The sequence below is a fragment of the Sporosarcina ureilytica genome (genome assembly GCF_001753205.1).
Taxonomy (GTDB): Bacteria; Bacillota; Bacilli; order Bacillales_A; family Planococcaceae; genus Sporosarcina; species Sporosarcina ureilytica.
Map to the genome: position 1 here is coordinate 698,975 of NZ_CP017560.1, position 15,585 is coordinate 714,559.

Below are 15,585 nucleotides of genomic sequence, written 5' to 3' on the forward strand. Positions count from 1 at the left end.
GAGTGAACAATTTTGCTCAATAGTTTGGTGGCGATAGCGAAGAGGTCACACCCGTTCCCATACCGAACACGGAAGTTAAGCTCTTCAGCGCCGATGGTAGTTGGGGTTAGCCCCTGCAAGAGTAGGACGTTGCCAAGCACTAAAAGAGTCATTACCTGATGGTAGTGGCTTTTTTTGTTTATTTTAATACATAATGATGCAAGGGAATGTAATATTTCTATATTCTCTTGCCATAATTATTGAATCCCGTTAAACTGGGGGAACTGAGAAAGGGGAGATTGCCTTGCAAATGGTGCTCATTATTTTTATCATTAATATTATATACGTTACCTTTTTTACTGTTCGTATGATTCTAACGTTAAAAGGGTACCGATATATTGCTGCTGGTGTGAGTGTAATCGAAATTATTGTTTATGTTTTAGGTCTTGGTTTAGTGTTAGATAACTTGAACGAGATTCAAAACTTAATTGCTTATGCAGTCGGTTACGGTTGTGGGGTTATTATTGGTACTAAAATTGAAGAGAAGATGGCATTGGGATACATAACGGTGAATGTGATTACGGCGGATGTGGATAGAAGGCTTCCTCGTATTTTAAGAGATGAAGGTTACGGTGTTACGGATTGGTCAGCAAATGGCCTTGAGGGAAACCGCTCGGCAATTCAAATATTAACACCTAGAAGATATGAACTGAAACTTTACGCAAAGATCAAAGAGGTAGATCCGAAAGCTTTTATTATTTCATATGAACCGAAAGCAATTCATGGTGGTTTTTGGGTTAAATCTGTAAGGAGAGGAAATCTATTTAGATGAACCGAAAGAAAACAATGTGGTTTGAAGTTAAAGAAGGCGAAAAAGTGGAAGATTGTCTGAAACGAATGGCTACGGCAGGATACACGGTTGCCGGAAAAAGAGAAGAACCTTTATTTCAAGAAGTAGACGGTGAAGTAATCCCGATTCGTCAAATCATTAAGTTTAAAGGAATACTTACAGAGTCTTAAATGAATCAAAAGGCGAACGTTAAAGATTGTGCAATCTTTAACGTTCGTTTTTTTATTGACGAATTGTTTAATACTTGTTAAAATGAATGTGTTGTTAAATAATCCCCATATATGCTGAAGGATAGGCTTCAGCGTTTCTACCAAGACACCGGAATGTCTGGGCTATGCGGGAAAGCGAACTTTCCAGGAATGATTGTGAAAGGTGTGTGTACTGATGAATGGTGCTGCTAATAAACAAACACACATATTTCAAAGTCCTCGAATGCCCTGCTTTTCATGCGTAATGAGCAGGTTATTCGAGGATTTTTTATTCCTGTAAAATACTGTAATGTTTATATACCGAGCGAATGGTCAAGTATTTCTGTCAGATTTAAGTCTAAGGAGTGGAGTAGTAGTGGAACCAAAAGTTGGCGTCATTATGGGCAGTAAAAGTGATTGGGAAACGATGAAACATGCTTGTGACATGTTAGAAGAACTTGAAGTACCGTATGAAAAGAAAGTTGTGTCGGCGCATCGAACGCCAGACTTTATGTTTGAGTACGCAGAGCAGGCAGAGGCCCGGGGTATAAAAGTCATTATCGCAGGTGCTGGAGGAGCAGCGCACCTTCCAGGAATGGTTGCATCGAAAACTTTACTTCCGGTGATTGGTGTTCCGATACAATCACGGGCTTTAAGCGGAAAGGATTCCCTTTTATCGATTGTGCAAATGCCTGGCGGAGTACCAGTTGCGACAATGGCCATTGGTAAAGCGGGCGCAACAAATGCAGGGATTTTTGCAGCACAACTACTAGGGATAACAGATACGTCGTTATCGAAACGCATTGAACAACATAGAAATCACATGCGTCAAAGCGCATTAGAAAGTAGTAGTGAGTTACGATGACAACAATTTTACCGGGACAAACGATTGGCATTATTGGCGGTGGTCAACTTGGACGCATGATGGGACTTGCGGCGAAAGAAGCAGGTTTTCGAATTGCAGTACTTGACCCGACAGAAGAATCGCCTTGTGGACAAATTGCGGATATTAAAATTGTAGCAGGCTATGATGATGAGGATGCCTTACAAGAACTGGCACAAGTGAGTGATGTCATTACGTATGAATTTGAGAATATTGATTATGAAGGATTAAAGAAGTTAGCTGAAACCGCACATGTGCCACAAGGAGCAGAACTCGTTCGTATTACACAAAATCGGATGAATGAAAAAGCCGAGATTAACGCATCTGGAGCTCCTGTAGCAAATTATGTGACGGCTCATACCTTTGAGGAGTTAGAAGAGAACATTGGACAAGTTGGTTTCCCATGTATCGTGAAGACTAGCTTTGGCGGATATGACGGGAAAGGCCAAGTGAAATTAGATTCCTTAGCGCAACTTGAAGAAGCACGTGCCTTGTTTGAACATTCTACATGTATTGCGGAGGCGTTTGTTCCTTTTGTGAAGGAGATTTCTGTCATTGTTCAGCGTAATGCAAAAGGGCAATCGTACTGCTTACCGGTTGCTGAAAATATTCATAAAGACCATATTTTACATGAGTCCATCGTTCCAGCACGTATTGCTGAAGCGATTATAAAGAAAGCTGAAGAGGCTGCGGAGAAAATTGCCAATCACCTTGAGCTTGTTGGTACGTTAGCTGTAGAAATGTTTGTTTTGGAGGACGGTAGTATTCTAATCAACGAACTTGCACCGCGTCCTCATAATTCAGGCCATTATTCAATCGAGGCGTGTAATATTTCGCAATTCCATCAACATATTCGTGCAATTTGCGGATGGCCGCTTCGTAAGCCAAGATTATGGGCATCCTCTATTATGGTGAATGTACTTGGTGAACATGTAGAACCGTTACAAGAGAAGATGGTTCATTATCCAGATTGGTCTGTTCACTTGTATGGGAAAGCGGAAGCGAAAGAAAAGCGAAAAATGGGGCATGTCACGATTATGACGGATGACGTCGAGGCTACTTTAAAAGAAATTGAAACATCAAATGTCTGGTTTAATAAATAAAAATCATCAAAAGCCATTTAGGAGGAACAAAACATGAAAAAAGTTAACGTATATGTCACTTTACGCGAAAGTGTTGTAGATCCACAAGGGACTGCTGCTGAGCAAGCACTACACAATATGGGATATGAAGAAGTGAAAAGCGTGCGTGTTGGGAAGTTGATTGAACTAGCAATTGATGGAGCAGAATCCGAAATCGAAGCACGTGTTGACGAGATGTGTAAAGAACTTCTTGTGAATCGAGTCATCGAAGACTACCGATTTGAAATTGAGGAGGCCTGAAGCAGATGAAGTTTGCAATTTTAGTATTTCCAGGCTCGAGTTGCGATGTTGATATGCATCGCGCAGTTCATGATGTACTAGGTGAAGAGGCTTCATATGTGTGGCATACAGATAGAGAGGCAGAGGATTTATCAAACTTTGATGCAGTGCTTGTACCTGGAGGCGCGTCATACGGTGATTACTTACGTCCTGGGGCACTGGCAAAAGGTTCTAAGGCAATGGAAAGTTTACGTGCATTCGCTGCATCCGGAAAGCCAGTACTAGGTGTCGGGAACGGCTTTCAAATTTTAACGGAAGCTCATTTGTTACCAGGTGCTTTATTGCAAAATAAAGGATTGAAATTTAAATCTGGAACGACAATGTTAAGCGTACAAAATGCGGATTCCTTATTCACATCTGAGTATGAAACAGGGGAAGCAATTACGGTTCCATTTGCACATCAGTATGGGAATTATTATGTAGATGAAGAAACACTTGCGGATATGAAAGCAAACAACCAAATTGCTTTTACTTATGCAGATCATCAAGATCAAGGAAGCACGGATAAAATCGCAGGCGTATTAAATAAAGAAGGAAATGTGCTGGGCATGATGCCACTTCCTGAACGGGCAGTAGAAGAAGTACTAGGCCATGTGGATGGATTACGATTATTTAAATCTATTTTGAAAAGGGTGGAATGAAAACAATGGAGCCGAACGCACAACAAGTTAAAGATGAAAAACTATATCGTCAAATGGGCATGACGGATGAAGAATTTGAACGTGCTGAGAAAAGTTTGGGACGACTGCCAAACTATACTGAAACCGGTTTGTTTTCTGCTCTATGGTCAGAGCACTGTTCATATAAAAGTTCAAAGCCCGTCCTTAAGAAATTCCCGACAACAGGGGAACGCGTATTGCAAGGACCTGGTGAAGGTGCGGGAATCGTTGACATTGGTGATAACCAAGCAGCTGTATTTAAAATGGAATCGCATAACTCACCTTCTGCCATTGAACCGTTTATTGGTGCAGCAACAGGTGCGGGTGGCGTTTTACGAGATGTGTTTTCGATGGGGGCACGTCCGGTAGCCCTAGTGAATTCATTGCGCTTTGGTGATTTAACGAAAGCACGGGATCGCTTTTTATTCGAGGAGGCAGTCGCTGGAATTGCAAGTTACGGAAACGGAATCGGCATTCCAACAATTGCTGGAGAAGCGCAGTTTGATAACTGTTATTCGACACGTCCACTAGTCAATGCAATGGCAGTTGGGTTATTGAACCATGAAGACATTCAAAAAGGGATTGCCGCTGGTGTTGGCAATACAGTCATGTATGCAGGCGCTAAAACAGGAAGAGACGGCATTCACGGAGCGACGATGTCTTCTGCGGAATTAACAGTCGAAGAAGATGCTGAGTTTCCGGTTATGCAAGCAGGTGACCCGTTTTTAGAGAAACTGGTGATGGACGCATGTCTTGAACTAGCGAAATCAGATGCACTGATCGGTATGCAAGATATGGGCGCGGCTGGACTTTCTTCCGCATCCGCTGAAATGGCATCAAGTGCAGGATACGGCGTTGAATTAAACTTAAACCTTGTTCCGCAACGTGAAGAGGGAATGACGGCTTATGAAATGATGCTGTCGGAATCTCAAGAGCGTATGCTGTTTGTTGTGAAAAAAGGACGCGAACAAGAAGTGATTGATCTTTTCGAGAAGTATGGCGTTGAATGTGTGGCAATCGGACGAGTAACAGATGATAAGATGCTTCGTTTGCTTCATAAAGGCGAAATTGTTGCTGAAGTTCCAGCAGATGCGTTGGCTGAGGATGCGCCAGTTTATTATAAAGAATCAGAAGAACCGGCGTATTTTAAAGAATATCAAGCGATGGAAAAGACAGAACCGGTTGTATCAAATTATAAAGAAACATTAAAAGCATTACTTGCTAGACCAACCATCGCATCGAAAAAATGGGTGTATGAGCAATTTGATTCGCATGCGCGTCGTAATACAGTTGTGGCGCCAGGTTCTTCTGCGGGGATCATTCGTGTAGAAGGTACGAATAAAGGCCTTGCCATGACATCGGATTGTAATGCGCGTTACGTGTATCTTGACCCTGAAACAGGTGGACAAATCGCGGTCGCTGAGGCGGCACGTAACCTTGTTTGTTCAGGTGCAGAACCAATCGCACTTACGGATTGCTTGAACTTTGGAAATCCGGATAAGCCGGAAGTGTTTTGGCAATTTGAAAAGGCGGCGGATGGGATTTCTGCAGCTTGCTTAGCACTTAATTCGCCAGTTATCAGTGGGAACGTTTCAATGTCGAATGAAGTGAACGGCGTTGCGATTTATCCAACACCGACAATCGGTATGGTTGGGCTTGTTCACGACTTATCACATGTGACAACGACGCCATTTAAACAAGCAGGTGATCGCATTTACTTGATTGGTGAAGCAGGCCTAGACTTTGGCGGTAGTGAGTTACAGCAAATGACGGATGGTGAAATTTCTGGACAAGCACCGGCAATGGATTTAGAAGTTGAAGCCGCTCGTCAAAAAGCTTTATTAACAGCGATTCAAGAAGGGCTTGTTGCGTCTGCGACAGACTTAGCAGAAGGCGGTTTCGCTGTGGCACTTTGTGAGAAGGCGTTCGGGCCAACAAAGCTTGGTGCTGAAGTAACGATTTCAGGCTCGGCAATCACTGCTTTATTCAGTGAGACACAATCGCGTTTCCTAGTGTCTGTGAAAGAAGAGAACGTTAATGCATTTGAAGAAGTCGTCAAAGATGCGGTGGAGATTGGTGTTGTTACGAACGATGAAAAGTTAACAATTCACGGAGATGACAACGAAGTGTTCATCGAAGGAACTGTTGAAGAATTTCAATCGATTTGGGAAGGGGCTCTCCAATGCTTGCTGAACTCAGAGGGATAAATGAAGAGTGTGGCGTATTCGGGATTTGGGGAAGCGAAGAAGCTTCTCAATTCACGTATTACGGTCTTCATGCGTTACAACATCGCGGGCAAGAAGGCGCGGGCATTGTGTCAACAAACGGAAATGGTCTTCAAGTCATTAAAGGTGAAGGTCTCGTAAATGATGTGTTTTCGAATTTGAAATTGGATGACTTACGGGGACATGCAGCGATTGGGCAAGTTCGTTATACGACGGAAAGCGGGCGTGGCATTGAGAATGTTCAGCCGCTCGTTTTCCGTTCCACAACGGGTAGTTTAGCCGTTGCGATGAATGGGAACATCGTCAATGCTGCTGAATTACGTGAACATCTAGAGCGTCAAGGAAGTATTTTTCAAACAACTTCCGATACAGAAGTACTTGCGCATTTAATTAAAAGAAGTAGTGGTTCATTAACGCAGCGAGATCGTGTGAAAAAGGCATTGTCGATGTTAAAAGGGGCTTTTGCATTTGTTATTTTAACGGAAGATAGCTTAATGATTGCGCAAGATCCGAATGGGATTCGTCCACTCTCTTTAGGAAAAGTCGGAGATGCTTGGGTTGTTGCATCTGAAACATGTGCATTTGATATTATTGGTGCGGAATGTGTTCGGTCCGTTGAGCCAGGTGAGTTGTTAATTGTAAATCGAGATGGTTTATACGCTGAACGATTTGCACCAGCTGTAGATTCGGCGATGTGTTCGATGGAGTATGTATATTTTGCCCGTCCTGACTCAGACATCGATGGGATTAATATTCATATGGCAAGAAAGCGATGCGGAAAGCAGTTGGCACGAGAAATTGGTGACATTGAAGCAGACGTCGTGACAGGCGTTCCAGATTCCAGTATTTCAGCCGCCATTGGTTTTTCCGAGGAAAGTGGAATTCCATATGAGCTTGGGTTAATTAAAAGTCGTTATGTTGGTCGGACATTTATTCAACCATCTCAATCATTGCGAGAGCAAGGGGTGAAGATGAAGTTATCACCCGTGCATCAAGTAGTGAATGGAAAAAGGGTTGTGATGGTAGACGATTCAATTGTGCGTGGGACAACGTCTAAACGAATTGTAAAGATGTTAAAAGAAGCAGGTGCAACGGAAGTGCATGTCGTGATCGCTTCTCCGCCACTTGTGAGTCCATGTTTTTACGGAGTAGACATTAGTACGGATTCTGAGTTAATCGCAACGGGTCGGACTGTTGAAGAAGTACGCGAATTAATCGGTGCAGATTCTTTAACATTTTTATCACCGGAAGGCATGCTAGAAGCAATTGGTCGACCGGATACGATGAAAAATTGTGGACAATGTTTGGCTTGTTTTACTGGAGAATATCCTACGGAAATTTATTCAGACACGGTATTGCCACATGAAAAAGAAATTGGGAAATAGGAGGCTTTTCAAATGTCGAATGCATATGAAAAAGCGGGAGTAAATATTGAAGCGGGATATGAATCTGTGAAACGAATGAAATCACATGTAGAAAGAACTGCACGAAAAGGCGTTTTAGGGGCATTTGGCGGTTTCGGCGGTATGTTTGACTTATCTGCTTTAAATTATAAAGAACCTGTGTTAATTTCTGGAACGGATGGTGTCGGCACGAAATTAAAGTTGGCATTTATGGCGGACAAACATGACACAATTGGTGTGGACTGTGTAGCAATGTGTGTCAACGATATCGTTGCGCAAGGTGCCGAGCCACTTTATTTCCTCGACTATATTGCGCTTGGAAAAGCAGTTCCTGAAAAAGTTGAAGCAATTGTCAAAGGGATTGCAGACGGTTGTGTGCAATCAGGTGCGGCGTTAATTGGTGGAGAAACAGCTGAAATGCCTGGTTTGTATGAAGAAGAAGAATACGACCTTGCTGGATTTGCGGTTGGGGCTTGCGAGAAAAGCGATATTGTCACGGGTGAAAATGTTGTTGAAGGGGATGTCCTTGTGGGCCTTGCATCAAGCGGCATTCATTCAAATGGATTTTCACTCGTGCGTAAGATTGTACTAGAAGACAAAGGTTATGACATCCACGATCAAATTGCAGGGTATGAAGAGCTAGGCACAGTAGGTGAAGCACTTTTAGAACCGACAAAGATTTATGCGAAACCAGTATTGGAAATGCACCGTGAACTCGACGTTCATTCAATGGGGCATATAACAGGCGGCGGATTTTTTGAAAACTTACCACGTATGTTACCGGATGGATTAACCGCTGAAGTAAAGCTAGGCTCATGGGAAGAGCTACCTGTTTTTAAGATGCTAAAAGAAAAAGGAAAGCTAACAGATAAAGATTTATATAGCGTGTTTAATATGGGTGTTGGATTTGTCGTTGCACTACCTGAAGCACAAGCTGCTCGTGCTATTGAAATTGCTGAAAAACATGGCGAAAAAGCGTACCAAATTGGTCGTGTTGTTGCAGGCGAAGGAGTAACATTTATAGGTGACCATGACGGGAGTTTAGAATAATGAGTGGGAAAACGAAAATTGCCGTTTTCGCTTCCGGAAGCGGCAGTAATTTTGTTGCAATTGAAGAGGCATGTCGTAACGGAGAATTACATGCAGAAATTGCTGTGTTAATTACAGATAAACCTGAAGCTTACGTTGCTGAACGTGCACGAGAGCTGAACATTCCAATATCCGTCTTCTCGCCAAAAGCGTATGGTTCAAGAGAGAAATATGAGGAAGCCATTTTACAAAAGTTACAAGAAGATCATGTTGAATGGCTCATCCTCGCTGGGTATATGCGTCTTATCGGACACACGCTGTTAGATGCATTCCCATCACGTATCGTAAACATTCATCCGTCGCTACTTCCATCGTTTCCAGGAAAAGCGGCCATTGAACAAGCAATCGAGCATGGCGTGAAAGTGACGGGCGTTACCGTGCATCTTGTCGACGAAGGGATGGACACAGGACCGATTCTCGCACAAGAAGCCGTTCGGGTTGTTGACGGAGATGTTGAAAAAACAGCCGAAGCAATACATGCCGTTGAGCATGTGCTTTATAAAGAGACACTACATAGGTTGTTTACGGAACAGTAAGTTGAAATATGAACTGATAATAATTTCGTTGATTACCAACCTCGTTTAAAAAGATTCGATTCAAAACAATTGGAGGGTTTACTCGTGAAAAAACGTGCACTGCTAAGCGTATCTGACAAAAGCGGTATCTTAGAATTTGCAAAAGCATTGGAAAGTCTAGACTATGAAATTTTATCAACAGGTGGTACGATGAAACACCTTGCAGACAATGGCGTGGCTGTAACTGCGGTCGATGAAGTTACTGGATTTCCTGAAATTATGGAAGGCCGTGTAAAAACATTAAATCCATTTATCCACGGTGGATTACTCGCAAAACGTGACAATCCAGTGCATCAAGCTCAAATGGAAGAACATCAAATTCACCCAATCGATATCGTTTGTGTCAATTTGTATCCATTCAAAGAAACCATTTCAAAAGCAGATGTCACAACTGAAGACGCAATTGAAAACATTGATATCGGCGGTCCAGCAATGCTACGTGCTTCAGCGAAAAACCATGCATACGTAACGGTTATCGTCGATGCCACGGATTATGAGCAAGTTTTAGCAGAATTAAAAGCGGACGGACAAACGACTCATGAAACACGCAGACGTCTTGCAGCAAAGGTTTTCCGTCATACCGCTGCTTACGATGCACTCATTGCAGGCTATTTAACAGACTTGGCTGGCGAGGAATTTCCAGAGCAAGTGACATACACGTACGAATTAAAACAGCCACTTCGTTACGGAGAAAACCCGCACCAAAAAGCGGCATTTTACAGTAAACCACTAGGTTCGGATTTCTCAATCGCTTATGCAGAACAACTGCATGGAAAAGAGTTATCTTATAACAATATTCAAGATGCGAACGCAGCGATTCAAATCGTGAAGGAATTTGATGCGCCAGCAGCAGTTGCTGTGAAGCATATGAATCCATGTGGCGTTGGGACAGGTGAAACGATTGCGGATGCGTTTAATAAAGCATACGAAGCAGACCCAGTGTCAATTTTCGGCGGTATCATTGCCTTGAACCGTGAAGTGGACGTAACTACTGCAGAAAAATTAAGCGGAATCTTCTTAGAAATTGTCATTGCGCCTTCATTCACAGAAGAAGCAATTGACGTATTAACAAAGAAGAAAAATATTCGTTTATTAACGATTTCATTCGAACAAAACAAGCAAGACAAATGGAATACAGTTTCTGTTGAGGGCGGACTCCTCATGCAAGAGCCGGATGCATTTGGGTTTAAAGATGCAGATATTCGCGTCGCAACAGATCGTGAGCCGACAGAAGCTGAGTGGGAAGCGATGAAACTTGGTTGGGCTGTTGTAAAACATGTAAAATCGAATGCGATTGTCGTGTCTGATAATGAAAGAACACTCGGCGTTGGCGCTGGTCAAATGAATCGTGTTGGTGCAGCAGGGATCGCACTTACACAAGCTGGAGAACGTGCAAAAGGCGCAGCACTTGCTTCCGATGCATTCTTCCCAATGGATGATACCGTCGAAGCAGCTGCAAAAGCTGGCATTACAGCAATTATCCAACCAGGCGGATCCGTAAAAGACGAAGATTCTATTAAAAAAGCAAATGAATATGGCATTACAATGGTCTTTACAGGTGTTCGTCATTTTAAACACTAAGTTATTAAGTTAGGAGGAAATCTGTTGAAAGTACTCGTTATAGGAGGCGGGGGACGTGAGCATGCAATTGCTAAGCAATTCAATGTCTCCCCTTCAGTTAAAAAAGTATTTGTAGCACCAGGCAATGATGGCATGAAAGAGGATGCCGAAGTTGTAGCAATTGATGCAACTGATTTTGAAGCGCTCGTTGCATTTGCAAAAGAAAATGAAGTTGATTTAACTTTCGTAGGTCCTGAACAGCCACTTGCTGAAGGGATTGTTGATTATTTTGCTGAGCACGGTTTACAAGCATTTGGTCCAACAAAAGCGGCGGCGCAAATTGAAGGTAGTAAGTCATTTGCAAAAGAAATCATGAAGAAATACGATATTCCAACAGCCGCGTATGGAACATTCACAGATGCGGAAGAGGCGAAAGCGTTCATTCGTGAACAAGGTGCACCAATCGTTGTCAAAGCGGATGGATTAGCTGCAGGAAAAGGTGTTATCGTTGCGATGAAGCTAGAAGACGCCTTGCATGCAGTGGATGATATGATTGGCAATCAAAAATTCGGAGATTCATCCTCAAAAGTCGTGATTGAAGAGTTTTTGGATGGCGAAGAATTTTCGTATATGTCATTTGTGCATAACGGACAAATTTATCCAATGGTTATCGCACAAGATCATAAGCGTGCCTATGATGGTGACCGTGGTCCGAATACGGGCGGTATGGGGGCTTATTCTCCTGTGCCACAAATTTCCGATGCAGTTGTACAAGAAGCGTATGAGAAAGTCGTTGTACCGACTGTCGAGGCGATGGCTGCGGAAGGAACGCCGTTTACCGGTATTTTATATGCGGGGTTAATTTTGACAGAAGACGGACCGAAAGTGATTGAATTTAACGCGCGTTTCGGCGATCCAGAAGCGCAAGTTGTTTTACCACGAATGGAATCGGACTTCGGGGAATTTATGGCTGCACTCATGGCGAATAAACCGTATGAATTAAAATGGAATGACGATGAGGTTCTAGGTGTTGTCATTGCATCTGACGGCTATCCAGAAACGCCGAAAAAGGGCGCGCGCTTACCTAATTTAAATATGATTACGGAACAAGGGCTAGACGTGTTTCATGCAGGCACAAAATCCGACGGAGAAGATTTTGTCGGGAATGGCGGTCGCGTTATTTTAGTCGCGGCTAAGGCGAAAACGTTAAAAGAAGCCCAGGCAGATGTATATCACAGTTTGTCAGATTTAAAATGGGACGGATTCTTTTACCGTACGGATATTGGTTGGCGGACATTTGAGTAATATTGAAATCCACTCTCTCTTCATTGAGTGAGTGGATTTTTTTTGGTTACTTTAACGGAGTTTTTTCTACCTCGCCATTCTTCATTGCGTAACACCGATCAAACAGACAAAATGAAGGGTAGTCTTTAAGCACCGAGGGATAAGTCACATATTCATCCGTTTTCATTTGTAAAATATATGGTAATTAATACCTGTATTTGGGAATTATGGTGTTTTCAGTTAAAATTCGATTGCATTTTATTTTCTTTTTAGTATTGTGTTTTATGTCCACAACACATAAGAAAAAAAGAAAGCAGGAGATTTATCAAAAATGAAAAAGAACATTGTGTATCCATTTTTAGCAGTATCGTTATTACTGGGAGCTTGCTCAGACCAGACTACGGAAGCAACTGAACCACAAAAAGAAGAGGTTGCTCATATAATAGAAAACGAGGAAGCAGATGACGTTACCTCTACTACTCAATGGGCATACGATGCAGACATAGGCCCTGAATATTGGGGAGAACTGGACAACTCATACGGAGCCTGTATGAATGGAACTGAACAATCCCCAATCAATATCGAATCTTCTCAAGTGAAAGCAAGTGAAGAGCTAGAAAACGTTGAAGTTCAATATGAGCCGACACAGTTTTCAATCATGAATACTGGTCATACCGTACAGGCTAATCCTACGACAACTAGCAACAGCATCCTTGTCGAAGGTAAAGAGTATACACTGGCTCAGTTCCATTTTCATACGCCAAGCGAACACCAATTGAATAGTCAATACTTTGATATGGAACTCCATCTTGTACACCAAGATGCAAACGGTGATCTCGCTGTCCTTGGCCTAATGATTCAAGAAGGAGAAGAAAATGAAGCGCTGGCATCCATTTGGGGCGTATTACCAGAGAATGAAACGGAAGAAGATATTGATGTAGAAGAAGCGATTGATTTACAAGCTTTACTCCCTTCAAATCAAACATCTTTCCATTACAACGGTTCATTAACGACACCACCTTGTGCAGAAGCAGTTAAATGGATTGTTTTTGAAGAGCCGATTGAAATGTCAAAAGAACAAATTCAAGCTTATCAAGAAATCTTCCCGGATAACCAACGTCCTGTTCAGCCTTTAAATGAACGCGAAGTCTTTGGATTAAATTAAGATAGATTACGTTTGTTGCACCATCAAGCAAACAGGCAAGGATGACCTTTCACCAATTCACCGAGTTGGTGAAAGGTCTTTCATTCTTATTATGAGAAAGAGATACCTAAATTCTTACAATGATAACCCAAGCGTAAAATCGATTTTGTCAACGTGTTGAGGAAAATCGATTAGGGGATTCCTGTTCTTTTGAATTTTGAATATCTCTTTATTACGACGTTTTTCATAAATGGAAACCTTATATTCACGATGCCAATCGATTAGCATTTCAATGTCCTTATCGCTATAACGGCTAATTTCTCCTGGATACCTTAACAAAAAGTACAATGTGGCCCTAGCAACCTCACCTTTTCCATTTTCCGGCTCAAACTTATTGTCTTCGTATTTTCCACATTGCATTTTAATTGTTTCTGTTGTCATTTTAGGAGGATAATCTACGAAATCAAAATAAGGATGATTAGATCTTAATGAGTTGCAAGCTTTTTCGCATGTAAAAAGATGATGTAAATCTCCTCGCATTGGGTTATTCTTATCAAACCATGACTGGGGAACAACGTGTTCGGTATTATACATGTTTTCACTTTCAATGGATGCCATTGCCTTCTGTATTTCAGAATCAGTTTTGGAGGCGCTTTTTAATAACTTTCCATAAGCTTCTATTCTTATTCTTTCTGTTTCATAATCTTCTTTTATGACTAGTTCAGGCTCCTTATCTTTTCCAGAATAGATGCTTTTCAAGTTTCCATCCATCTGCAGGTCAACCCTTGAATAAAGATAAGTTCTAGTTTTGGTGTTATAAGGCAGTTGGTTTTCATGCGTTCTACAAATTAACTGATTTAATTTCTCGTACAATTCTTTTTTGTCGGCATAAAAATCAATTTGATGATAATAATCTTGAATTGCCTTCGTATCAGCTTCCCCATCGTAATACGCTTCGTTTTCCACTTGCTTCTTATTAAGCTTTAGTTCAGCCAATGCAGCATTTAAATCTACGTTGTGAATACCTTCAGCTTGACTACTCTCACCACCGATGGCAAATTCCTGGTCCAAATTGGACGCTTTACTATTTGCTATCGCTGAATGATTGACATAAGGTGTTAATTTGCCTTCAGTTTGAGACATCTTTATTCCTCCTTAGTAGAATAGCAGTAAAGTTGATGCTATTCCTGTTCCTTAAAAAAAGACGGAAAAGCATGTTTCAAAGTATACCAAAAGGGGAAGATATACTTTGAAGTCAAGACTTAAAGGGAAGACTATCTCCCTTTAAGGTGTGTCCCATTGCATGGTGTTATTTGGTAAATAGAGAGTATTAAACTACAGATCATTTAGCTACTAAACATTCTAGTAAAACATGATCTACAAACTCTTGATCAAATATCTTTTCAAGATGTTCTAGGACTGTTAAATAGATAACCCCGTTCCCCTCAAGCTTTGGCGAAAAACCAAGAGGAACAGTTCTTTTGATCAGTTGAGCGTATAACTCAGGCTCAGAAAGCGCTCTTCCGAAATGATTATTTGCCCAAACCTTAATGAGCGCCAGTGCACCGGAAATATGGGGGGCGGCCATAGAAGTTCCGGTTAGTCTAGCATATTTCCCATTTAAATAGGTGGATAAGATTTCTTCGCCCGGTGCAACTAAATCAATTTCATCATGAGAGTTTGTGAAATCGCTAGAAAGCCGTTCGAAATTAATCGCTCCTACACAAATAACTTCATTATAACGTCCGGGATATGCGAATTCATCCGTACTATCATTGCCATCTCCCTCATTCCCGGCAGCGCAAACGACGAGGATATTATGAGCAATTGCAAGTTTTATCGCTTCATATAGTTTAGGATTGTCAACAGGACCTCCTAGCGACATTGAAATAATATCCACTTTTTGTTCAATCGCATAATGAATCCCACCGATGATCCAATCATATTGGCCAGACCCGCGTTTATTGAGAACTTTTACTATTAATAAACTTGCTGCGGGAGCGACTCCAACTACGCCAACGTTATTTTCACTTGCTGCAATAGTTCCTGCGACATGCGTACCATGGCCGTTATAGTCATTGTATTGTTCAGGATTACCTCCATCATCATCTGTGAAGTTTTTCCCACCAATAATGCGGTCTTTTAAATCGGGATGGTGTATATCACACCCAGTATCCAAAACCGCAATCGTCACACCTTCTCCTTTCGTTTCTTGCCAAATTTTCGGTGCTTGAATTAATTCAATTCCCTCTGGAACTTGACTTACTTCATTTAGCTGTTCATTTACAAGGAATGGGATTGCGCGAACTAATGGTTTCATTTTTT

The 15,585-nt window shown here is 41.8% G+C and carries 15 protein-coding genes, 1 rRNA gene and 1 riboswitch; of the genes, 14 read left to right on the forward strand and 2 right to left on the reverse strand.

Going from position 1 to position 15,585, the window contains the following annotated elements:
- Positions 1–23: 23 nt before the first annotated feature.
- The 14 genes from rrf (at position 24) to BI350_RS03615 (ending at position 13,281) form a co-directional block, all read left to right on the forward strand.
- A 5S ribosomal RNA gene (gene rrf / locus BI350_RS03550) occupies positions 24–138 on the forward strand.
- Between the two features lie 151 nt (positions 139–289).
- Positions 290–811: a DUF2179 domain-containing protein gene (locus BI350_RS03555; protein ID WP_075529218.1), complete on the forward strand. Its 522-nt coding sequence runs from the start codon at positions 290–292 to the stop codon at positions 809–811.
- Positions 808–999 carry an NETI motif-containing protein gene (locus BI350_RS03560; RefSeq protein WP_075526873.1) on the forward strand — a complete coding sequence of 64 codons (192 nt, stop codon included), beginning with the start codon at positions 808–810 and terminating at the stop codon, positions 997–999. The genes BI350_RS03555 and BI350_RS03560 overlap by 4 nt, the downstream gene beginning before the upstream one ends.
- Positions 1,000–1,084: 85 nt before the next feature.
- Positions 1,085–1,184, forward strand: a riboswitch (purine riboswitch).
- Between the two features lie 209 nt (positions 1,185–1,393).
- A complete protein-coding gene (gene purE / locus BI350_RS03565) occupies positions 1,394–1,882 on the forward strand; it encodes a 5-(carboxyamino)imidazole ribonucleotide mutase (protein WP_075526874.1) in 489 nt (162 codons plus the stop codon).
- Positions 1,879–3,003, forward strand: coding sequence for a 5-(carboxyamino)imidazole ribonucleotide synthase (gene purK, locus BI350_RS03570; RefSeq protein ID WP_075526875.1), 1,125 nt, complete (start codon positions 1,879–1,881; stop codon positions 3,001–3,003). The genes purE and purK overlap by 4 nt, the downstream gene beginning before the upstream one ends.
- Before the next feature lie 33 nt (positions 3,004–3,036).
- Complete coding sequence (purS, locus tag BI350_RS03575; RefSeq protein WP_075526876.1) at positions 3,037–3,282, forward strand: phosphoribosylformylglycinamidine synthase subunit PurS; 246 nt, start codon at positions 3,037–3,039, stop codon at positions 3,280–3,282.
- A 5-nt stretch (positions 3,283–3,287) separates the two neighbouring features.
- Positions 3,288–3,962 carry a phosphoribosylformylglycinamidine synthase subunit PurQ gene (purQ, locus tag BI350_RS03580; RefSeq protein ID WP_075526877.1) on the forward strand — a complete coding sequence of 225 codons (675 nt, stop codon included), beginning with the start codon at positions 3,288–3,290 and terminating at the stop codon, positions 3,960–3,962.
- Positions 3,959–6,187 (forward strand): phosphoribosylformylglycinamidine synthase subunit PurL, encoded by a 2,229-nt coding sequence (gene purL, locus BI350_RS03585; RefSeq protein WP_075526878.1) that lies wholly within the window; start codon positions 3,959–3,961, stop codon positions 6,185–6,187. Before purQ ends, purL begins: the two co-directional genes overlap by 4 nt.
- The gene (gene purF / locus BI350_RS03590) at positions 6,163–7,590 is read left to right on the forward strand and encodes an amidophosphoribosyltransferase (protein ID WP_075526879.1); all 1,428 of its coding nucleotides are present in this window, start codon (positions 6,163–6,165) and stop codon (positions 7,588–7,590) included. The genes purL and purF overlap by 25 nt, the downstream gene beginning before the upstream one ends.
- A gap of 12 nt (positions 7,591–7,602) precedes the next feature.
- Positions 7,603–8,658, forward strand: a complete 1,056-nt coding sequence (gene purM / locus BI350_RS03595) for a phosphoribosylformylglycinamidine cyclo-ligase (protein ID WP_075526880.1) — start codon at positions 7,603–7,605, stop codon at positions 8,656–8,658.
- Positions 8,658–9,233: a phosphoribosylglycinamide formyltransferase gene (purN, locus tag BI350_RS03600; protein ID WP_075526881.1), complete on the forward strand. Its 576-nt coding sequence runs from the start codon at positions 8,658–8,660 to the stop codon at positions 9,231–9,233. Before purM ends, purN begins: the two co-directional genes overlap by 1 nt.
- An 84-nt stretch (positions 9,234–9,317) precedes the next feature.
- Entirely contained in the window at positions 9,318–10,853 is a 1,536-nt protein-coding gene (gene purH / locus BI350_RS03605) for a bifunctional phosphoribosylaminoimidazolecarboxamide formyltransferase/IMP cyclohydrolase (RefSeq protein WP_075526882.1), read from the forward strand.
- A gap of 24 nt (positions 10,854–10,877) precedes the next feature.
- Positions 10,878–12,137 carry a phosphoribosylamine--glycine ligase gene (gene purD, locus BI350_RS03610; protein WP_075526883.1) on the forward strand — a complete coding sequence of 420 codons (1,260 nt, stop codon included), beginning with the start codon at positions 10,878–10,880 and terminating at the stop codon, positions 12,135–12,137.
- A 310-nt stretch (positions 12,138–12,447) separates the two neighbouring features.
- Positions 12,448–13,281: a carbonic anhydrase gene (locus tag BI350_RS03615; RefSeq protein ID WP_075526884.1), complete on the forward strand. Its 834-nt coding sequence runs from the start codon at positions 12,448–12,450 to the stop codon at positions 13,279–13,281.
- 114 nt (positions 13,282–13,395) lie between these two features.
- Here the strand turns inward: BI350_RS03615 and BI350_RS03620 are convergent, their stop codons facing one another.
- Positions 13,396–14,403 (reverse strand): endonuclease I family protein, encoded by a 1,008-nt coding sequence (locus tag BI350_RS03620; protein ID WP_075526885.1) that lies wholly within the window; start codon positions 14,401–14,403, stop codon positions 13,396–13,398.
- Positions 14,404–14,602: 199 nt separating this feature from the next.
- Positions 14,603–15,580, reverse strand: coding sequence for a S8 family peptidase (locus BI350_RS03625; RefSeq protein WP_075526886.1), 978 nt, complete (start codon positions 15,578–15,580; stop codon positions 14,603–14,605).
- Positions 15,581–15,585: the final 5 nt, after the last annotated feature.